The organism is Stagnihabitans sp. (assembly GCF_964946895.1).
Window position 1 is genome coordinate 1 of record NZ_CBBQHX010000035.1, and the last position, 18,355, is coordinate 18,355.

The window sequence follows — 18,355 nt, forward strand, 5'->3', positions numbered from 1 at the left end:
CCGGCACCGAGATGGTGATGCCGGGCGACAACCTGAAGTTCAACGTCACGCTGATCGCGCCCATCGCGATGGAAGAAAAACTCCGCTTCGCCATCCGCGAAGGCGGCCGCACCGTCGGCGCAGGCGTCGTCTCTAAAATTATCAAGTGACAACCTTGTGGTGCGCCCTTATAGGGGCGCACCACATACGACTAGCGACCACCACAAATGTGAACCTATGAGTCGGGCGTGATGCCCCGCTTACGTTCCGAAGGAAAAAGCAATGCAAGGTCAAACCATTCGCATTCGGCTCAAGGCCTTCGACTTCCGCGTTCTGGATGCCAGCACGCAGGAAATCGTTAACACGGCCAAGCGCACGGGCGCACAGGTCCGCGGGCCGATCCCGCTGCCGAACAAGATTGAGAAATTCACGGTTCTCCGTGGTCCGCACATCGACAAGAAGTCGCGCGACCAGTGGGAAATCCGGACGCACAAGCGTCTTCTCGACATCGTCGATCCGACCCCGCAGACCGTGGACGCGCTGATGAAGCTCGACCTCGCTGCTGGCGTCGACGTCGAAATCAAAGTGTAAGGAGCGGACACCATGCGCTCTGGCGTTATTGCAAAGAAGCTGGGCATGACCCGGCTGTTCCTTGAAAACGGCACCCAGGTTCCGGTGACCGTTCTTCAGCTCGACAACCTCCAGGTCGTGGCGCAGCGTACCGTTGAGAAGGATGGCTATTCGGCCGTTCAGCTTGGCGCAGGCACGGCCAAGGCCAAGAATGTGACGCAAGCTCAACGCGGTCACTTCGCCAAGGCCAACGTGGCCCCGAAGAAGAAGATCGCGGAATTCCGCGTGACCCCGGATTGCCTGATCGACGTTGGCGCGGAAATCACCGCTGACCATTACCTCGCTGGCCAGTTCGTGGACATCGCCGGGACCTCCTCGGGTAAAGGCTTCCAGGGTGCCATGAAGCGGCACAACTTCGGCGGTCTGCGGGCTTCGCACGGTGTGTCGGTTTCGCACCGTTCGCACGGTTCGACCGGCCAATGCCAGGACCCCGGCAAGGTGTTCAAGGGTAAGAAGATGGCTGGCCACATGGGCGCCGTCCGTTCGACCACGCAGAACCTGCAGGTCGTGCGCACGGATGCCGAGCGCGGCCTTCTGATGATCAAAGGCGCTGTCCCCGGTCATGCCGGCGGTTGGGTCACGATCAAGGACGCTGTGAAGAAGGCTGCTCCTGCGGGTCTGCCGGTTCCGGCCGCGGTTCGTGCTGCTGCACCTGCTGCAGCGGTTGGGGGTGAAGCATGAAACTGAACGTCATCACGCTGGATGGGGCCGACGCTGGTACCATCGAACTGGACGAAGCGCTGTTCGGCCTTGAGCCGCGCGCTGACATCCTGCACCGTGTCGTGCGTTGGCAGCGTTCTAAGGCGCAAGCCGGTACGCACTCCACGCTGACTCGGGCCGAAGTGTCGTACTCGACCAAGAAGATCTATCGCCAGAAGGGCACCGGCGGCGCTCGCCACGGTTCCAAGAAGGTCTCGACCTTCCGTCACGGTGGTACGTCCAAGGGCCCACATCCGCACAGCCACGAGCATTCGCTGCCCAAGCAGTTCCGTGCTCTGGGGCTGCGCCACGCCCTGTCCGCCAAGGCGAAAGCCGGCGAGCTGGTGATCATTGACACGGCGTCCCTCGCCGATGCCAAGACCGCTTACCTCGCAAAGTCGGTGCAGGAACGTGGCTGGAAGCGTGTTCTGGTCATCGACGGTGCGTCGGTGAACGAGAACTTCGCTCTGGCGTCCCGCAACATCGAAGGCGTTGACGTGCTGCCGACGATGGGCGCGAATGTCTATGATATCCTGAAGCGTGACACCCTGGTGATCACCAAAGCAGGTATCGAAGCTCTGGAGGCTCGTCTGAAATGAGCGCGAAACCCGAACACTACGACCTGATCAAGAAGCCCGTCATCACCGAAAAGGCCACCATGGCCTCGGAAAATGGCGCGGTCGTGTTCCAGGTTGCGATGGATGCCACCAAGCCGCAGATCAAGGAAGCCATCGAGGCGATCTTCTCGGTCAAGGTGAAGGCGGTTAACACCACCATCACCAAGGGCAAGTCCAAGAAGTTCCGCGGCCGTGCCGGCGAGCGGAGCGACAAGAAGAAGGCTTATGTTACCCTCGAAGAAGGTAACACTATCGACGTCTCCACGGGCCTCTGATAGTAAGCCGCGAATCTCCATGGCCCCGGGTTTCCGGGGCCATGGATTTTCATACGACAGTCTGGGTCCACGTGGTTACCGCTACGCCAGATTACCCTTGGGGAGCTTCGGCGCCCTACACACCCGGACCTGAAACCTCAGGTCCCCCTAACGGAAGACAGAGAGCATGGCACTTAAGTCGTATAAGCCGACGACGCCTGGCCAACGCGGGTTGGTTCTGATCGACCGTTCGGATCTGTTCAAAGGCCGTCCGGTCAAATCCCTTACCGAGGGTTTGACCAAGACCGGTGGCCGGAACAATACCGGACGCATCACGATGTGGCACAAGGGTGGCGGCGCCAAGCGCCTTTACCGTGTCGTCGATTTCAAGCGCACGAAATTTGATATGCCGGCAGTGGTTGAGCGGATCGAGTACGATCCCAACCGCACCGCATTCATCGCCCTGATCCGCTACACGGACGGCGAACAAGCCTACATCCTCGCTCCGCAGCGTTTGGCCGTTGGCGACTCCGTCGTCGCCGGGTCCAAGGTTGACGTGAAGCCCGGTAACGCGATGCCCTTCTCGGGCATGCCGATCGGTGCCATCGTCCACAACGTGGAGCTGAAGCAAGGCAAGGGCGGCCAGCTGGCGCGCGCTGCCGGCACCTACGCCCAATTCGTTGGTCGTGACGGTGGCTACGCTCAGATCCGCCTGTCGTCGGGCGAGCTGCGGATGGTCCGTCAGGAATGCATGGCCACCATCGGTGCCGTGTCGAACCCCGACAACTCCAACCAGAACTTCGGTAAAGCCGGTCGTATGCGCCACCTTGGTGTTCGTCCGACCGTCCGCGGTGTTGCGATGAACCCGATCGACCACCCGCATGGTGGTGGTGAAGGCCGGACCTCTGGTGGCCGCCACCCGGTTACGCCGTGGGGCAAGGGCACCAAGGGGAACAAGACCCGCAAGCATAAGCACTCGGACAAGCTTATTGTCCGTTCGCGTCACGCGAAGAAAGGGCGCTAATCCATGGCACGTTCTATCTGGAAAGGCCCGTTCGTCGACGGTTACCTGCTGAAGAAGGCAGAAACCTCGCGCGCGTCGGGCAAAAACGATGTGATCAAGATCTGGTCGCGTCGCTCCACCATTCTGCCGCAGTTCGTTGGCCTGACGTTTGGCGTCTACAACGGCAAGAAGCATATCCCGGTCGCCGTGACCGAAGAGATGATCGGCCAGAAGTTCGGCGAATACTCGCCGACCCGCACCTACTACGGCCACGCCGCCGACAAGAAAGCGAAGAGGAAATAAGCCATGGGTAAGGAAAAGAATCCGCGCCGCGTGGCGGACAACGAAGCTCAGGCCATCTGCCGGATGCTGCGCACCTCGGACCAGAAACTGAACCTCGTCGCCGGTCTGATCCGCGGCAAGAAGGTGGACAAGGCTCTGGCCGACCTCACCTTCTCCAAGCGCCGGATCGCGGGTGAAGTGAAGAAGGTTCTGCAATCGGCGATCGCCAATGCGGAAAACAACCACAACCTCGACGTCGACAGCCTGATCGTTGCCGAAGCCTGGGTTGGCAAGAACCTGGTGATGAAGCGTGGCCGTCCGCGGGCGCGCGGTCGTTTCGGCAAGATCATGAAGCCGTTCTCTGAAATCACGATCAAGGTCCGCCAAGTCGGGGAGACTGCATAATGGGTCAGAAGGTCAATCCGATCGGCATGCGCCTGCAGGTTAACCGCACCTGGGACAGCCGCTGGTTCGCCGAGTCGAAAGACTACGGCAACCTGCTGCTGGAAGACCTCAAGATGCGCGCTTTCGTGCATGAAGAGTGCAAGGCTGCCGGCATCTCGAAGGTGATCATCGAACGTCCGCACAAGAAGTGCCGCGTGACGATCTACACCGCCCGTCCGGGCGTGATCATCGGCAAGAAGGGCGCGGACATCGAAACGCTTCGCAAGAAGCTTGCCGTGTTCACCAAGTCCGAACTGCACCTGAACATCGTCGAAGTGCGCAAGCCGGAACTGGACGCTCAACTCGTTGCCGAGTCGATCGCCCAGCAGATGGAACGCCGCGTCTCTTTCCGTCGCGCCATGAAGCGCGGCGTGCAGAACGCGATGCGCATTGGCGCCTTGGGCATCCGGGTCAACGTCTCGGGTCGTCTGGGTGGCGCGGAAATCGCCCGTACCGAATGGTACCGCGAAGGCCGCGTTCCGTTGCACACGCTGCGCGCCGACATCGACTATGCCCTGTCTGAAGCGATGACGCCCTATGGTATCATTGGCGTCAAGGTCTGGATCTTCAAAGGCGAAATCCTTGAGCATGATCCGCAAGCCCATGACCGTCGTCAGGCTGAATCGCAGGAAGGCGCCGCACCGCGTCAGCCTCGCCGCGAACGCGCCTAAGGGAGAAAACAAATGCTGCAACCTAAGCGCACTAAGTTCCGCAAGCAGTTCAAGGGCCGTATCCACGGCGAGGCAAAGGGCGGCTACATGCTGAACTTCGGCTCGTTCGGCCTGAAGTCGACCGAACCGGAGCGTGTGACGGCCCGTCAGATCGAAGCGGCCCGCCGCGCGATCACCCGCCACATGAAGCGTCAAGGCCGTGTCTGGATCCGGATTTTCCCGGACGTTCCGGTCTCGGCAAAGCCTGTGGAAGTTCGGATGGGTTCCGGTAAGGGCTCGACCGACTACTGGGCAGCCAAGGTGAAGCCGGGCCGCATCATGTTCGAAATCGACGGCGTGTCCGAAGAAATCGCCCGTGAAGCCCTGCGTCTTGGCGCGATGAAGCTTCCGGTCCTGACCCGCGTCGTTCAACGCGAAGACTGGTAAAAGCGGTGCGTGCCAGCACGCACCCTGCATGAAGATTGGCCCCTCCGGTGACGGTGGGGCCTTTTGCTTAAGGAGCATGACATGGCCGAAATATCCTCGCTGTTCGTCACCCGCCTTTACCGCGCCGAGTTGAAGGAACTGGGCAAGAAGCGGATCGACTATGACGCGTTGAAAGCCGCCTGCGAGGCGATTGCCGAGGATGACGAGGCGGGTCAGAAGTGGTGCGAGGAGAACGGCTATCCCGGTTATACCTCTTACGCTTCCCTCAACGACCTGCCCTGGCGTTTCCCGATCTTCGCCGATCTGGAAAAGGCGCTGGACAATCACGTGGCGGCTTTCGTCAAGGATCTGGGCTTTGAACTGGGCGAGCGGAAGCTGAAATGCGCCTCGTTCTGGATCAACATTCTGCCCGAAGGTGGCATGCACGCCAGCCACATCCACCCGCATTCGGTGATTTCCGGAACGACCTATGTCTCGATGCCCAAGGGCACCTCGGCCCTCAAACTGGAAGACCCCCGCCTGCCGATGATGATGATCGCGCCCCTGCGGTCCAAGAAGGCGCCGCAGGAGTTGCAGCCCTTCGTCTATGTAAAGCCAAATGTGGGTGAGGTTCTGCTGTGGGAAAGCTGGCTGCGGCATGAGGTGCCGATGAACATGTCCGAGGAAGAGCGCATCTCGGTCAGTTTCAACTATGAGTGGCCGTGAGGGACCTGCTTCCGATAGGTAATTTGCTGCTGGTGAAGCGATAGAATTTGAGGAGCAACTTGTTTGCGGAAAAAAGTGCTGATCACGGTGGCACTTGTCGCCATTGGGCTAGTTGTGTGGCTTTTCGTATGGCCATCACTGCATAAAGCTGAGACGGCCGCTATCAAACTGATCGACACCGGTTGGTTGTCGGACAATACGCATGGAGAGGGAATATACATGGCACTCCAAGCGGATACGCTTCCCAACTTGGATGCAGAGGGTTCCTTAATCGGTCAAAATGTCTGCAACACCTTTATCGGTCAGGTTTTGCCGTTTGTTCTTGAAAAGACCGGGAAATCGAATCCAACGTTTGTTGCAGTGACGATCCGACGCGGTAACAGTTTCTTTGGAACCTTCTGGAGGGCGTTCTTCTCGCTTACCGTAGACAAGTGTGGTGGCGAGTTGTAGACCCACACTTCCCCCTTGCCACACCCTCCCACCTCCTGTATTGCGCCTCATCCAGCGGTTCCGGCTTTGCCAGAATCGCTGGTTTGTCATTGACCCACCAGATCCACGGTTACCCTCGGGGCCGTCTGGTGAACGGAAAAGGAAAAGGCGTATGAACGCCCAGGAACTCAAGGCCAAGACCCCCGACCAGCTGCGTGATCAGCTTGTCGCGCTGAAGAAGGAAGCGTTCAATCTGCGCTTCCAGGCAGCGACCAACCAACTGACGAACACCTCGCGCATTGGCAAGGTCCGCAAGGATGTTGCTCGTGTCCGTACCGTGCTGGCCCAAAAAGCCGCCGAAGCCGCGAAATAAGGAGAGACACATGCCCAAGCGTATCCTTCAAGGCGTTGTCACCTCCGACAAGAACGAGCAGACCATCACTGTTCTGGTCGAACGCCGCTTCAAGCACCCCGTTCTGCAGAAGACCATCCGCAAGTCCAAGAAGTACCGTGCCCACGACGCCTTGAACCAGTTCAAGGAAGGCGACACGGTCCGCATCGAGGAATGCGCCCCGATTTCGAAGTCGAAACGCTGGACGGTTGTCACTGACGCGACTGCGTGAGTGCCCTTCGTCTTGAACTGAAACGAAACCCTGGGGGCATTCCGCTCTCAAAGGTCGGAGAATACTAAATGATCCAGATGCAGACCAATCTGGATGTTGCTGATAACTCTGGCGCTCGCCGAGTTCAGTGCATCAAGGTTCTGGGCGGTTCGCACCGCCGCTATGCATCCGTGGGCGACATCATCGTGGTGTCGGTCAAGGAGGCAATTCCGAAAGGTCGTGTGAAGAAGGGTGACGTCCGCAAGGCCGTCGTCGTCCGCACCGCCAAGGAAGTTCGTCGCGAAGACGGCACCACCATCCGTTTTGACCGCAATGCAGCCGTCATCCTGAACAATCAGGGTGAACCGGTCGGCACGCGTATCTTCGGGCCGGTTGTCCGTGAACTGCGCGCCAAGAACTTCATGAAGATCATCTCGCTGGCTCCGGAGGTGCTCTGATGGCCGCTAAGCTGAAAAAAGGCGACAAGGTTGTCGTTCTGACCGGCAAGGACAAGGGCAAGCAGGGCGAGATCTCTGTCGTGTCCCCCAAGGACAATCAGGCCATCGTTGAAGGCGTGAATGTCTCGGTGCGTCACACCAAGCAATCGCCGACCTCGCAAGGCGGCCGCGTGCCGAAGGCGATGCCGATCGACCTGTCCAACCTCTCGCTCATTGATGCCAATGGCAAAGCGACCCGCGTCGGCTTCCGTATCGAAGGCGACAAGAAGGTCCGTTATGCCAAGTCGACCGGGGAGGCGATCTGATGCTCGACCAAGCCACCTATACCCCGCGTCTGAAGGCAGAATATGCCGCGACCATTCGCGCCGCTCTGAAAGCCGAATTCGGCTACAAGAACGACATGCAGATCCCCAAGCTGGACAAGATCGTCCTGAACATGGGCGTTGGCGAAGCCGTCAAGGACACCAAGAAGGTCAAACAGGCTGCTGAAGAACTCAGCCTGATTGCCGGTCAAAAGGCCGTCATCACCCACGCCAAGAAGTCCATCGCGGGCTTCCGGGTTCGGGAACTGATGCCGCTGGGCTGCAAGGTTACCCTCCGGGGTGACCGGATGTATGAATTCCTCGACCGCCTGATCACCATCGCGCTGCCGCGCGTCCGCGACTTCCGCGGCGTCAAAGGCACGTCGTTCGATGGTCGTGGCAACTACGCGATGGGCTTGAAAGAGCAGATCGTGTTCCCGGAAATCAACTTCGACAAGGTCGATGAGATTCTGGGCATGGACATCATCATCTGCACCAATGCCAAGACCGATGCAGAAGCGAAGTCGCTGCTCAAGCACTTCAAAATGCCCTTCACGTCCTGATCGCGAGGAATCCAACAATGGCCAAAAAATCCATGGTGAACCGCGAAGTAAAGCGCGCCAAGCTCGTGCAACAGCACGCAGTGAAACGCGCCGCACTGAAGACGGTGATCTACGACCAAACCAAGCCGATCGAAGAGCGCTTCAAGGCAACTGCCAAACTGGCTGCCCTGCCGCGCAACTCGTCTGCGACCCGCATCCACAACCGCTGCCAGCTGACCGGCCGCCCGCACGCCTATTACCGCAAACTCAAGCTCAGCCGTATCATGCTGCGTGATCTCGCCTCGTTCGGCCAGATCCCCGGCATGGTCAAGTCGAGCTGGTAAGGGGAGCGCTGAAAGATGATGATGAACGATCCCCTCGGCGATATGCTGACCCGTATCCGCAACGCTCAAATGCGTGGCAAATCCACCGTCAAGTCGCCGGCTTCCAAGCTGCGCGCCTGGGTGTTGGATGTGCTGGCCGCTGAAGGCTACATCCGCGGCTATGAATCTGCCACGACCGACAACGGTCAAGGCGAACTGACCATCAGCCTGAAGTACTTCGAAGGCACTCCGGTCATCCGTGAGATCAAACGCGTGTCCAAGCCGGGCCGCCGCGTTTACAACTCGATCAAGGACGTTCCCGCTGTTCGGAACGGTCTTGGGGTTGCGATCCTGTCCACGCCCAAGGGCGTCATGACGGATGCAAATGCACGCGCTGCCAATGTTGGCGGCGAAGTGCTTTGCACCGTATTCTAAGGGGAGGGGTAGAATGTCTCGTATCGGCAAAAAACCCGTCGCCTTGGTCAAGGGCGTGTCGGCCTCGATCTCTGGCCAGACCATCGAAGTCAAAGGGCCGAAAGGCACCCGCAGCTTCACCGCAGGTGACGACGTGACGCTGACCATCGAAAACGATGCTGTCAAAGTCACCCCGCGTGGCATGTCCAAGCGGGCCCGCTCGCAGTGGGGCATGAGCCGCTCGATGATTGCGAATCTGGTTGTCGGCGTGACCGCCGGCTTCAAGAAGGAAATGGAAATCCAAGGCGTGGGCTACCGCGCTGCAATGGTGGGCAAGAACCTGCAATTGCAACTGGGCTTCAGCCACGAAGTGATCTTCGAGGTTCCGGAAGGCGTTACCGTCGCGTCACCGAAGCAAACCGAAATCTCTGTGGAAGGCATTGACCAACAGCTTGTTGGCCAGGTCGCCGCGAACATCCGCGCTTGGAAGAAGCCCGAGCCCTATAAGGGCAAAGGCATCCGCTACAAGGGCGAGTTCGTCTTCCGCAAGGAAGGCAAGAAGAAGTAAGGGGCAAGAGAAATGGCAACGAATAAAAGAGAGCTGTTCCTCAAGCGCCGTACGCGCGTTCGGAACCGCATCAAGTCGGTGGCTGCTGGGCGTCTTCGCCTGTCGGTTCACCGCTCCAGCAAGAACATCTCGGTCCAGTTGATCGACGATGTGAAGGGTGTCACCGTGGCTTCGGCTTCTTCGCTTGAGAAGGAACTGGGCTTCGTGGGCAAGAACAACGTCGAGGCGGCCGCCAAGATTGGCGCGACCATCGCCGAGCGTGCTCTCAAGGCCGGTGTTGAAGTGTGCTACTTCGATCGCGGCGGTTTCCTCTTTCACGGTAAGATCAAGGCTTTGGCCGACGCTGCCCGTGAAGGCGGCCTGAAGTTCTGAGGAGATAAAAATGGCAGAACGTGAAAACCGCCGGGACGACCGTGGCAATCGTGGTGGCGATCGCCGCGACAATCGCCCGGAAGAAACCCCGGAGTTCGCTGACCGTCTGGTCGCGATCAACCGCGTGTCCAAGACCGTGAAGGGCGGCAAGCGCTTCGGCTTTGCAGCTTTGGTGGTTGTGGGCGATCAGCGCGGCCGTGTTGGCTTCGGCAAAGGCAAGGCAAAGGAAGTTCCGGAAGCGATCCGCAAAGCGACCGAGCAGGCCAAGCGCTCGCTCATCCGCGTGCCGCTGAAGGATGCCCGCACCCTGCACCACGACATGGAAGGCCGTCATGGCGCCGGTAAAGTCGTGATGCGCACCGCCGTAGCGGGTACCGGCATCATCGCCGGCGGCCCGATGCGCGCCGTGTTCGAAATGCTGGGTCTGCAGGATGTGGTGGCTAAGTCGATCGGTTCGACCAACCCCTACAACATGATCCGCGCCACCATCGACGGTCTGAAAGCAGAGACCTCGCCCCGTCAAGTCGCGGCTCGCCGCGGCAAGAAAGTGGCCGAGATCCTCGGCAAGACCGCTGAAGCTGTGGAGGCCTGATCATGACCGCCAAGAAAACCATCGTCGTGCAGCAATATGCGTCCGCTGCCCGCCGCCCGGCCGTTCAAACCGCGACCCTCAAGGGTCTGGGCCTGAACAAGATCCGCCGCACCCGCGAGCTTGAGGATACTCCCTCGATCCGCGGCATGGTGAATTCGATCGCGCACCTGGTGAAGATCATCGAAGAGCGCGGCTAAGTCCTGGGGTTCGCGCCCCAAGACGCCGCCGACAAGACGCCCCGCCGCAAGGTGGGGCGTTTTTGCTTTTGCTGGCGTGAAAGCGATATTTCCTCACGGAAAACCCATGCTAAAGTGTGGGGGCATACCACCAAAGTGTGGAGCTTTCAGGGAGGAATTTATGAACGACAAATATACGGGCGGTTGTGCCCATGTCCATGTGACCACCAATGCCGAGCCCATCGACAACCACGAGTGCCACTGCAATGTCTTCAAGGCCGTGACCGGCCAGCACACGACCCACGTGGCCTTCTTCAACTATGCCGACCTCAAGGTCGACCACCCCGAAAAGATCAAGCGGGTCCCGTTCAACGCGCAAAATCCCAACGGTGCGCTGGAGATTTGCCTCTGCACCGATTGCGGGGCCGTCCTTCTGCTGGACGACAAGCAACACCGGATCCGCGTGGCCGTGCCGAATGTGATGGGCTACGACGACGCCAAGTTCCCGAAAGCCACCTACCACGCCTTCTGGGACGAGACGAAGGGTTACCCCGCTCCGCACGACGGCCGACCAGTGTTCGGCGGCCTGCAGCCGAGCTTTGTGTGGCCGGTGTCCGCCTGATGTGAACACCCAGCCTCGGTCGGGGCGGAGGGCTGTGCCGTCCGCCCGTTCACATGATGCTTGATCATCCGGGCGTCCGCCCCTATACGCCCCCGGTGGCGTCCTATCGCCGCAAGAATCATCAATCGCCGCGTTTGCCCTCGCCGTCGCAGCAGGGGCAGTTCCGGCATAGGAGTATGCGACATGAAACTGAATGAACTGCACGACAATCCCGGTGCAAGCAAGACCAAGAAGCGTGTTGCGCGTGGTCCGGGTTCGGGCAAGGGCAAGACGGCTGGCCGTGGTATCAAGGGTCAAAAGTCCCGTTCGGGCGTGGCACTGGGCGGCTACGAAGGCGGCCAGATGCCGCTGTATCGGCGCCTGCCGAAGCGTGGCTTCACCAAGCCGAATGCAAAAGAATTCGCCGTCATCAACCTGGGCCTGATCGAGAAGTTCATCGGTCTCGGCAAGTTGGATGCCTCGGCAGTCATCACCGAAGACGCGCTGGTCGCGGCTGGCCTGACCAAGGCCAAGCATGACGGCATCCGGATCCTGGCCAAAGGCACCATCACCACCAAGGTGACGCTGGAAGTCACCGGCGCGTCGGCCTCGGCCGTGGAAGCTGTGGCCGCTGCCGGTGGGACGCTGACCGTTGCAACGCCGCTGCCGCCGCATGGCAAGTCGGTTCGCAAGGTTCCGCTTGCATAACGCCTTGTGAGCGGCGTCAAGACCGCTTACATCTGCCTTGTTTTCCCGCGCCGCCGTCCGGAAACACCGGTTCGGCGGCGTACTTCAAATCACCAACGGAGAAGGTCCGACCATGGCATCCGCAGCAGAGCAAATGGCGGCGAACCTAAGCTGGGGCGCTTTGGGCAAGGCGACAGACCTGCGCCAGCGCATCCTGTTTACGATCCTCGTGCTGGTCGTCTATCGACTGGGCACGTTCATTCCGGTGCCGGGCATCGACGGGACTGCGCTCAAGAACTTCATGGAAGGGCAGGGGCAAGGCCTTGGCGGCATGCTGTCGCTGTTCACCGGCGGCGCCTTGAAGCGCATGGGCATCTTCGCGCTTGGCGTGATGCCCTATATCTCGTCCTCCATCATCATCCAGCTGCTCGCGTCGATGATCCCGGCGCTGGAGCAGTTGAAGAAAGAGGGCGATCAAGGTCGCAAGAAGATCAACCAATACACCCGCTATGCCACCGTGGGCCTCGCCGCCTTTCAGGGCTGGGCGATTGCCGCCTCTATCGCGGCGGGCGGCTTGGCCCATAACCCCGACCTGTTCTTCAAGGTCTCGTGCGTGATCACGCTGGTCGGCGGCACGATGTTCCTGATGTGGCTGGGTGAGCAGATCACCGCGCGCGGCATCGGCAATGGTGTTTCGCTGATCATCTTCACCGGCATCGTCGCGGAAATCCCCGGTGCACTTGCACAATTCCTGTCACAGGGTCGCTCGGGCATTTTTCCGTGGTGGGTCGTGGTTGGCGCGATCTTGCTGGTGGTTGCCGTCATCGGCTTCGTGGTCTTCATGGAGCGCGCACTGCGCAAGATCCACATCCAGTATCCCCGTCGCCAAGTTGGCATGAAGATCTATGACGGCGGCTCCTCGCACCTGCCGATCAAGGTGAACCCGGCCGGCGTCATCCCGGCGATTTTCGCCTCGTCGCTGCTGCTTCTGCCCTCGACCCTTGCGACCTTCTCGGGTGCGCAAACTTCGCCGATCATGGCGACGATCCTGGCCTTCATGGGTCCCGGCCAGCCGCTCTATCTGCTGTTCCAGGGTGCTATGATCGTGTTCTTTGCCTACTTCTACACCGCCAATGTGTCCTTCAAGACCGATGACGTGGCCGAGAACCTGAAGAACCAGAACGGCTTCATCCCCGGCATCCGCCCGGGCAAAAAGACGCAGGACTATCTTGACTATGTCGTGAACCGCGTCCTCGTGGTAGGCAGCGCCTATCTGGCCGCCGTCTGTTTCCTGCCAGAGATTTTGCGGTCGCAGTTCAACATCCCGTTCTATTTTGGCGGGACTTCGGTTCTGATTGTCGTTTCCGTGACCATGGATACAATCAATCAGATCCAGTCTCACATGCTGGCCCACCAGTACGAGGGCCTGATTGAACGGTCGCAACTGCGGGGTCGCAAGCGGTCCACCACGCCCAAGGCGCCCGCTCGTCGCTGAGCAGGCGCGTCACGACATACGAGGAGAGCCTACCCGATGACCAATATCATTCTTCTTGGCCCGCCCGGCGCAGGCAAGGGCACGCAGGCGAAGCGCCTGGTGGACGAGCGGCAGATGGTGCAGTTGTCCACCGGGGATATGCTTCGCGAGGCGCGCACCTCGGGTACCGAGATGGGCAAGAAGGTGGCGGCGGTCATGGATGCGGGGCATCTGGTGACGGATGACATCGTGGTGGGCCTGATCGAGGAAAAGCTGACCACGTCGCATCCGGCGGGTGGCTTCATCTTCGACGGCTTTCCGCGCACGCTCAAGCAGGCAGATGCCTTGGCGGCTGTCATGGCACATGTCGGCCAGACCCTTGATGCGGTGATCGAGATCCGGGTGGATGACGAGGTGCTCAAGCAGCGCATCGTCGGTCGCTACACCTGTGGCAATTGCGGCGCGGTCTATCACGACACCAATCACCCGACCAAGGTGGCGGGCGTCTGTGACACCTGCGGCGGAACCAACATGAAGCGCCGGGCTGACGACACCGAAGAGGCCTTGCGGACCCGCATGCTGGCCTACTACCGCGATACCTCGCCGCTGATCGGTTACTACTACGCCAAGGGTCAGCTTTCGACAGTCGATGGTCTGGCGGAAATGGACGCGGTTGCGGCTGCCGTTTCGAAAGTTCTTGACAAGCATTGAAAAGGCCCTTGCGGCCCTTGACGCCTGTCGGAAAAGCCCATATTGCACGGCGTCCCGCTGCGGAATCAGTTCGCGGCGGGTTATCGTTTCGGAAGAGTCTCTCTTCCGGGTTGTGAAAAAAGGTTCTGGCAAGACGGAACCGCAACGTAAAGGAAATCACGCGTGGCACGTATTGCTGGCGTTAACATCCCCACTCAGAAGCGCGTCCCGATCTCGCTTCAGTACATTGCAGGCATTGGCGCCCATAACGCCGAGCTGATCTGCGAAGCTCTCAAGATTGACCGCGCGCGCCGCGTCAACCAGCTGACCGACGCCGAAGTGCTCGCGATCCGCGAATACATCGACGCCAACTTCACGGTTGAGGGCGACCTGCGTCGCGAAGTCTCGATGAACATCAAGCGCCTGATGGACCTCGGCTGCTATCGCGGCCTGCGTCACCGCAAAGGTCTTCCGGTTCGCGGCCAGCGCACGCACACCAATGCGCGCACCCGCAAGGGCCCGGCCAAGCCGATCGCCGGCAAGAAGAAATAAGAGGGGCGCACAGATATGGCACGTGATACCACAAAGGCTGCGGCCCGTACCAAGAAGAAAGAGCGCAAGAACATCGCCGCTGGCGTTGCTCATGTGAACTCGTCCTTCAACAACACCAAAATCCTGATCTCTGACGTGCAGGGCAACGCGATCTCCTGGTCGTCTGCTGGCACGATGGGCTTCAAGGGTTCGCGCAAGTCGACCCCCTATGCCGCGCAGATGGCCGCTGAAGACGCTGGCAAGAAGGCGCAAGAGCATGGCGTGAAGACGCTGGAAGTCGAAGTGCAAGGCCCGGGTTCGGGTCGTGAATCGGCTCTGCGCGCTCTGGCGGCTGTTGGCTTCAACATCACCTCGATCCGCGACGTGACGCCCTTGGCGCACAACGGCTGCCGTCCGCCGAAGCGCCGTCGCGTCTAAGCGATTTTCCATCTGGTCGGGCCGTGCCTTTGCGCGCGGCCCGATTTCGTCGTTTGAACTTGAATGAAGATCCTCGGGCGTCTGCTGTCATTCGGACCATAGGCAGCGGGCAAGTATGGAGGCGAAAGCATGATCCACAAGAACTGGCTGGAACTGATCAAACCGCAACAACTGGCTGTCAAAGCTGGTCCTGATGCGCAGCGGACCGCGACCCTTGTCGCCGAACCGCTGGAACGTGGCTTCGGCCTGACCCTGGGCAACGCGCTGCGCCGCGTGCTGTTGGGCTCGCTGCAAGGGGCTGCGATCACCTCTGTGCAAATCGACAACGTCCTGCACGAATTCTCCAGCGTTGCTGGTGTGCGTGAAGACGTCACCGATATCGTGCTGAACCTGAAGGGCGTGCGCCTTAAGATGGACGTCGAAGGCCCGAAGCGCCTGTCGATTTCCGCCAAGGGTCCGGGCGTTGTCACCGCTGGTGACATTTCCGAATCCTCGGGCATCGAGATCCTGAACCGTGACCACGTGATCTGCCACCTGGACGATGGCGCTGACGTGTTCATGGAACTGACCGTGAACACCGGCAAAGGCTATGTCGCTGCCGACAAGAACCGTCCGGAAGATGCGCCGATTGGCCTGATCCCGATCGACGCGATCTTCTCGCCGGTCAAGAAAGTGTCCTACGAAGTGCAGCCCACCCGTGAGGGCCAGGTGCTGGACTATGACAAGCTGACGCTGAAGGTGGAAACTGACGGCTCGCTGACCCCCGATGACGCCGTGGCCTATGCCGCGCGCATCCTGCAAGACCAACTCGCCGTCTTCGTGAACTTCGAAGAGCCCGAGTCGGCTGGCAAGGGCGTCGAGGATGCGGGTCTGGAATTCAACCCGCTGCTGCTGAAGAAAGTTGACGAGCTGGAACTGTCGGTCCGTTCGGCCAACTGCCTGAAGAACGACAATATCGTCTACATCGGCGATCTGATCCAGAAGACCGAAGCCGAAATGCTGCGCACCCCGAACTTCGGCCGCAAGTCCTTGAACGAAATCAAGGAAGTGCTGTCGGGCATGGGCCTGCATCTGGGCATGGAAGTCGAAGATTGGCCGCCGGAAAACATCGAAGACCTGGCCAAGCGTTTCGAAGACCAGTTCTAAGAACAGGGTGCGTGGAACCACGCACCTGACTGAAAATGCCCGGACCTCCGGGGAACATCTGGCGAAAGCCCAAGGAGAGCGGGGCCGCACGTAGGTCCCGCCAGACAAAGCAAAACACGTTCTAGGAGAACATCATGAACCATGGTTCCGGCCATCGCCGTCTTAACCGCACCCACGAACACCGCAAGGCGATGTTCGCCAACATGTGCGGCTCGCTGATCGAGCATGAGCAGATCAAGACCACCTTGCCGAAAGCCAAGGAACTGCGTCCGATCATCGAAAAGCTGATCACGCTGGCCAAGCGCGGCGACCTGCACGCCCGCCGTCAGGCCGCTGCTTCGCTGAAGCAAGACCAGTATGTCGAGCGTCTGTTCGCCATTCTCGGCCCGCGCTACAAGGAACGTCAGGGCGGTTACGTCCGCGTTCTGAAGGCTGGCTTCCGCTATGGTGACATGGCTCCGATGGCGATCATCGAGTTCGTTGACCGCGATCCGTCCGCCAAGGGCGCAGCTGACAAGGCCCGCGTTGCGGCGGAAGACAACTACGAATCCTGATCTGCCCTCCCCGGCAGATAGAATGGCCCGCATCCGAAAGGGCGCGGGCCATTTGCTTGGCACCAGATGGGCCATTGGGCCCGGTCTCAGCCGATCTTGTAACTTGATGCGGTCACCCCGCCAAAGACATTGGCGTCGTGATAGACCATCGTCGCTGGATCGTCCTCCGCAGCACCAAGCGCCGCAAACAGCGGCACCAGATGGTCCTCCTGCGCATGGCAGACCCGTGCGTAGGGGGCGGTTTCCCAGTGCAGCAGTGCATCGGTCCGCGCCTTGCCCGTCTTGGCCATCGTCTCGGCCAACCAGGCGTCAAACGCCGCCGAAGGGACCTTGGCGCCCGGTCCGAACAGGCGCAGGTTGTGGTAGGACAGGCCCGAACCCACGATCAGCACGCCGTCCTCCCGCAGCGGGGCCAAGGCCCGCCCCAAGGCGAAATGCGCGGCCGGATCATAGCCGTGCTGTAGCGACACCTGATAGATCGGCACATTGGCCTCTGGATACATCACATAGGCCGGGGCGAAGGTGCCGTGATCAAAGCCGCGCTTGGGGTCAAGGCTGACCGGCAGGCCAGCGGCCTTGATCAGGTCGGCCGTGTGCAGGGCAATCTCGGGCGCGCCCGGGGCGGGGTAGACGATCTTGTAGGTCTCGGGCGGAAAGCCACCGTAATCATAGACCATGCCCGGATGCGCTGCGGTCATCACCGCAAAGCCCGGCGTCTCCCAATGGCCAGAGACCATGCAGATCGCCTTCGGCACCTCGCCGATTTCCTCTGGCATCCGCGCCAGCGAGACTTCCAGCGTCTTGAGCATGGTGCGCATGTTGGCAATCCAGGGCCACGGCCCGCCGCCATGCGAGATGAAATAGGTGGGAAGTCGGGACATGCATGTCCTCCTTTGCTTAATGCGTCAAAGATGCGCTTTGGCCCGCCGTGGCGCAAGGCTCGGGGCTGCAAATGCGATGTGCGTGGCTGCAGGGCCAGTGCTGGTTTTCTGGCAATCCCGGCCGAATTTGCCGCAGTAATCTTGTCCACAGAAGATTTCCGCACAAATCGCTTTACAGGCTTCCCCCAGCGTCTCACTATATCTAGTAAGGAATGCGTCAGGTATCGCTGTTCCTTGCCAGACACCCAGCCGCTAGTGGGTCCAGGCCCAACGGTGGCATCATTATGAGGCCGGGCATGTCACTCGCGGAAGATTTCATGACGTCAGACGATCTGCATCCGATTGATGTGGTTGAAACCCTTGCCGCGCATCATGCGTGGGAATTTGATCGGGTCACCGACAACCAGATCGCCATGGCCGTCGAGGGGCAGTGGCGGACCTATTCGCTCACCCTCGCATGGTCGCCGCAGGATGAAACCCTGCGCCTGATCTGCACCTTCGAGATGGAGCCGCCCGAGGCCCGCCACCTGCAGCTCTATGATCTGTTGAATCGCTGCAATGATATGGTCTGGACCGGTGCCTTCACCTATTGGGCCGATCAGAAGTTGATGGTGTGGCGCTATGGTCTGGCGTTGACCGGCGGCCAGATTGCGGCACCTGAACAGATCGACCACCTGATTTCTTCCGCCGTGCTGGCGTGTGAGCGGTTCTATCCCGCCTTCCAGTTGGTTGCATGGTCGGACCACACGCCGCAATCTGCCCTGAAGGTTGCCATCGCAGAGGCCTATGGCCGCGCCTGAGGCCTTGGTTTTTCGCGCTTTTCCCCGAAAACCAGTTTCCCCTTGCTGGAAACCGCTCTAGCCTG

The 18,355-nt window shown here is 60.1% G+C and carries 33 protein-coding genes; 32 read left to right on the forward strand and 1 reads right to left on the reverse strand.

What is annotated here, in order from left to right:
* The 31 genes from AC1Y2B_RS18305 to rplQ all read left to right on the forward strand — a co-directional run.
* Positions 1 to 149, forward strand: a 149-nt coding sequence (locus AC1Y2B_RS18305) for an EF-Tu C-terminal domain-related protein (RefSeq protein WP_482254620.1), incomplete at its 5' end; no start/stop codon positions are given.
* A 112-nt stretch (positions 150 to 261) separates the two neighbouring features.
* On the forward strand, positions 262 to 570 hold the full coding sequence (gene rpsJ / locus AC1Y2B_RS18310; protein ID WP_482254559.1) for a 30S ribosomal protein S10: 309 nt from the start codon (positions 262 to 264) through the stop codon (positions 568 to 570).
* Positions 571 to 582: 12 nt separating this feature from the next.
* Entirely contained in the window at positions 583 to 1,290 is a 708-nt protein-coding gene (gene rplC / locus AC1Y2B_RS18315; protein ID WP_482254560.1) for a 50S ribosomal protein L3, read from the forward strand.
* The gene (gene rplD / locus AC1Y2B_RS18320; protein ID WP_482254561.1) at positions 1,287 to 1,907 is read left to right on the forward strand and encodes a 50S ribosomal protein L4; all 621 of its coding nucleotides are present in this window, start codon (positions 1,287 to 1,289) and stop codon (positions 1,905 to 1,907) included. Before rplC ends, rplD begins: the two co-directional genes overlap by 4 nt.
* Entirely contained in the window at positions 1,904 to 2,200 is a 297-nt protein-coding gene (locus AC1Y2B_RS18325) for a 50S ribosomal protein L23 (RefSeq protein WP_482254562.1), read from the forward strand. Before rplD ends, AC1Y2B_RS18325 begins: the two co-directional genes overlap by 4 nt.
* A 166-nt stretch (positions 2,201 to 2,366) precedes the next feature.
* The gene (gene rplB / locus AC1Y2B_RS18330; RefSeq protein WP_482254563.1) at positions 2,367 to 3,203 is read left to right on the forward strand and encodes a 50S ribosomal protein L2; all 837 of its coding nucleotides are present in this window, start codon (positions 2,367 to 2,369) and stop codon (positions 3,201 to 3,203) included.
* A gap of 3 nt (positions 3,204 to 3,206) precedes the next feature.
* Positions 3,207 to 3,485 carry a 30S ribosomal protein S19 gene (gene rpsS, locus AC1Y2B_RS18335; RefSeq protein WP_482254564.1) on the forward strand — a complete coding sequence of 93 codons (279 nt, stop codon included), beginning with the start codon at positions 3,207 to 3,209 and terminating at the stop codon, positions 3,483 to 3,485.
* Between the two features lie 3 nt (positions 3,486 to 3,488).
* Positions 3,489 to 3,869 carry a 50S ribosomal protein L22 gene (gene rplV, locus AC1Y2B_RS18340; RefSeq protein ID WP_482254565.1) on the forward strand — a complete coding sequence of 127 codons (381 nt, stop codon included), beginning with the start codon at positions 3,489 to 3,491 and terminating at the stop codon, positions 3,867 to 3,869.
* Positions 3,869 to 4,579 carry a 30S ribosomal protein S3 gene (gene rpsC, locus AC1Y2B_RS18345; RefSeq protein ID WP_482254566.1) on the forward strand — a complete coding sequence of 237 codons (711 nt, stop codon included), beginning with the start codon at positions 3,869 to 3,871 and terminating at the stop codon, positions 4,577 to 4,579. Before rplV ends, rpsC begins: the two co-directional genes overlap by 1 nt.
* 12 nt (positions 4,580 to 4,591) lie before the next feature.
* Entirely contained in the window at positions 4,592 to 5,005 is a 414-nt protein-coding gene (rplP, locus tag AC1Y2B_RS18350) for a 50S ribosomal protein L16 (protein ID WP_482254567.1), read from the forward strand.
* Positions 5,006 to 5,086: 81 nt separating this feature from the next.
* Positions 5,087 to 5,710, forward strand: a complete 624-nt coding sequence (locus AC1Y2B_RS18355) for a TIGR02466 family protein (protein WP_482254568.1) — start codon at positions 5,087 to 5,089, stop codon at positions 5,708 to 5,710.
* A gap of 63 nt (positions 5,711 to 5,773) precedes the next feature.
* Entirely contained in the window at positions 5,774 to 6,160 is a 387-nt protein-coding gene (locus AC1Y2B_RS18360) for a hypothetical protein (protein ID WP_482254569.1), read from the forward strand.
* A 151-nt stretch (positions 6,161 to 6,311) separates the two neighbouring features.
* Complete coding sequence (rpmC, locus tag AC1Y2B_RS18365) at positions 6,312 to 6,512, forward strand: 50S ribosomal protein L29 (protein WP_482254570.1); 201 nt, start codon at positions 6,312 to 6,314, stop codon at positions 6,510 to 6,512.
* A gap of 10 nt (positions 6,513 to 6,522) precedes the next feature.
* Positions 6,523 to 6,762, forward strand: coding sequence for a 30S ribosomal protein S17 (rpsQ, locus tag AC1Y2B_RS18370; protein ID WP_477999928.1), 240 nt, complete (start codon positions 6,523 to 6,525; stop codon positions 6,760 to 6,762).
* Between the two features lie 68 nt (positions 6,763 to 6,830).
* Positions 6,831 to 7,199, forward strand: coding sequence for a 50S ribosomal protein L14 (rplN, locus tag AC1Y2B_RS18375; protein ID WP_091302592.1), 369 nt, complete (start codon positions 6,831 to 6,833; stop codon positions 7,197 to 7,199).
* Positions 7,199 to 7,504, forward strand: coding sequence for a 50S ribosomal protein L24 (gene rplX, locus AC1Y2B_RS18380; RefSeq protein ID WP_482254571.1), 306 nt, complete (start codon positions 7,199 to 7,201; stop codon positions 7,502 to 7,504). The genes rplN and rplX overlap by 1 nt, the downstream gene beginning before the upstream one ends.
* On the forward strand, positions 7,504 to 8,064 hold the full coding sequence (rplE, locus tag AC1Y2B_RS18385) for a 50S ribosomal protein L5 (protein ID WP_482254572.1): 561 nt from the start codon (positions 7,504 to 7,506) through the stop codon (positions 8,062 to 8,064). The genes rplX and rplE overlap by 1 nt, the downstream gene beginning before the upstream one ends.
* Before the next feature lie 17 nt (positions 8,065 to 8,081).
* Positions 8,082 to 8,387 (forward strand): 30S ribosomal protein S14, encoded by a 306-nt coding sequence (rpsN, locus tag AC1Y2B_RS18390; protein ID WP_482254573.1) that lies wholly within the window; start codon positions 8,082 to 8,084, stop codon positions 8,385 to 8,387.
* 15 nt (positions 8,388 to 8,402) lie between these two features.
* Positions 8,403 to 8,801, forward strand: coding sequence for a 30S ribosomal protein S8 (rpsH, locus tag AC1Y2B_RS18395; protein ID WP_482254574.1), 399 nt, complete (start codon positions 8,403 to 8,405; stop codon positions 8,799 to 8,801).
* A 13-nt stretch (positions 8,802 to 8,814) separates the two neighbouring features.
* Positions 8,815 to 9,348, forward strand: coding sequence for a 50S ribosomal protein L6 (gene rplF / locus AC1Y2B_RS18400; protein ID WP_482254575.1), 534 nt, complete (start codon positions 8,815 to 8,817; stop codon positions 9,346 to 9,348).
* A gap of 12 nt (positions 9,349 to 9,360) precedes the next feature.
* Entirely contained in the window at positions 9,361 to 9,720 is a 360-nt protein-coding gene (gene rplR / locus AC1Y2B_RS18405) for a 50S ribosomal protein L18 (RefSeq protein WP_482254576.1), read from the forward strand.
* Between the two features lie 10 nt (positions 9,721 to 9,730).
* On the forward strand, positions 9,731 to 10,312 hold the full coding sequence (gene rpsE, locus AC1Y2B_RS18410; protein WP_482254577.1) for a 30S ribosomal protein S5: 582 nt from the start codon (positions 9,731 to 9,733) through the stop codon (positions 10,310 to 10,312).
* Positions 10,313 to 10,314: 2 nt separating this feature from the next.
* Positions 10,315 to 10,509 carry a 50S ribosomal protein L30 gene (gene rpmD, locus AC1Y2B_RS18415; protein WP_482254578.1) on the forward strand — a complete coding sequence of 65 codons (195 nt, stop codon included), beginning with the start codon at positions 10,315 to 10,317 and terminating at the stop codon, positions 10,507 to 10,509.
* Positions 10,510 to 10,669: 160 nt separating this feature from the next.
* A complete protein-coding gene (locus tag AC1Y2B_RS18420) occupies positions 10,670 to 11,110 on the forward strand; it encodes a GFA family protein (RefSeq protein ID WP_482254579.1) in 441 nt (146 codons plus the stop codon).
* 183 nt (positions 11,111 to 11,293) lie between these two features.
* Positions 11,294 to 11,797: a 50S ribosomal protein L15 gene (gene rplO, locus AC1Y2B_RS18425; protein ID WP_482254580.1), complete on the forward strand. Its 504-nt coding sequence runs from the start codon at positions 11,294 to 11,296 to the stop codon at positions 11,795 to 11,797.
* A 112-nt stretch (positions 11,798 to 11,909) separates the two neighbouring features.
* Positions 11,910 to 13,271, forward strand: coding sequence for a preprotein translocase subunit SecY (gene secY, locus AC1Y2B_RS18430; protein ID WP_482254581.1), 1,362 nt, complete (start codon positions 11,910 to 11,912; stop codon positions 13,269 to 13,271).
* A gap of 36 nt (positions 13,272 to 13,307) precedes the next feature.
* Positions 13,308 to 13,961: an adenylate kinase gene (locus AC1Y2B_RS18435; RefSeq protein ID WP_482254582.1), complete on the forward strand. Its 654-nt coding sequence runs from the start codon at positions 13,308 to 13,310 to the stop codon at positions 13,959 to 13,961.
* Positions 13,962 to 14,123: 162 nt separating this feature from the next.
* On the forward strand, positions 14,124 to 14,492 hold the full coding sequence (gene rpsM / locus AC1Y2B_RS18440) for a 30S ribosomal protein S13 (RefSeq protein WP_478008132.1): 369 nt from the start codon (positions 14,124 to 14,126) through the stop codon (positions 14,490 to 14,492).
* Between the two features lie 15 nt (positions 14,493 to 14,507).
* Positions 14,508 to 14,909 carry a 30S ribosomal protein S11 gene (gene rpsK, locus AC1Y2B_RS18445; RefSeq protein ID WP_482254583.1) on the forward strand — a complete coding sequence of 134 codons (402 nt, stop codon included), beginning with the start codon at positions 14,508 to 14,510 and terminating at the stop codon, positions 14,907 to 14,909.
* A 129-nt stretch (positions 14,910 to 15,038) separates the two neighbouring features.
* Positions 15,039 to 16,055 carry a DNA-directed RNA polymerase subunit alpha gene (locus AC1Y2B_RS18450; RefSeq protein ID WP_482254584.1) on the forward strand — a complete coding sequence of 339 codons (1,017 nt, stop codon included), beginning with the start codon at positions 15,039 to 15,041 and terminating at the stop codon, positions 16,053 to 16,055.
* A gap of 134 nt (positions 16,056 to 16,189) precedes the next feature.
* Positions 16,190 to 16,609, forward strand: a complete 420-nt coding sequence (gene rplQ, locus AC1Y2B_RS18455) for a 50S ribosomal protein L17 (RefSeq protein WP_482254585.1) — start codon at positions 16,190 to 16,192, stop codon at positions 16,607 to 16,609.
* 86 nt (positions 16,610 to 16,695) lie between these two features.
* Here the strand turns inward: rplQ and AC1Y2B_RS18460 are convergent, their stop codons facing one another.
* Positions 16,696 to 17,490: a DODA-type extradiol aromatic ring-opening family dioxygenase gene (locus AC1Y2B_RS18460; protein ID WP_482254586.1), complete on the reverse strand. Its 795-nt coding sequence runs from the start codon at positions 17,488 to 17,490 to the stop codon at positions 16,696 to 16,698.
* Between the two features lie 296 nt (positions 17,491 to 17,786).
* Here AC1Y2B_RS18460 and AC1Y2B_RS18465 point away from each other — a divergent pair, with 296 nt between their 5' ends.
* Complete coding sequence (locus tag AC1Y2B_RS18465; protein WP_482254587.1) at positions 17,787 to 18,290, forward strand: type III secretion system chaperone family protein; 504 nt, start codon at positions 17,787 to 17,789, stop codon at positions 18,288 to 18,290.
* Positions 18,291 to 18,355: the final 65 nt, after the last annotated feature.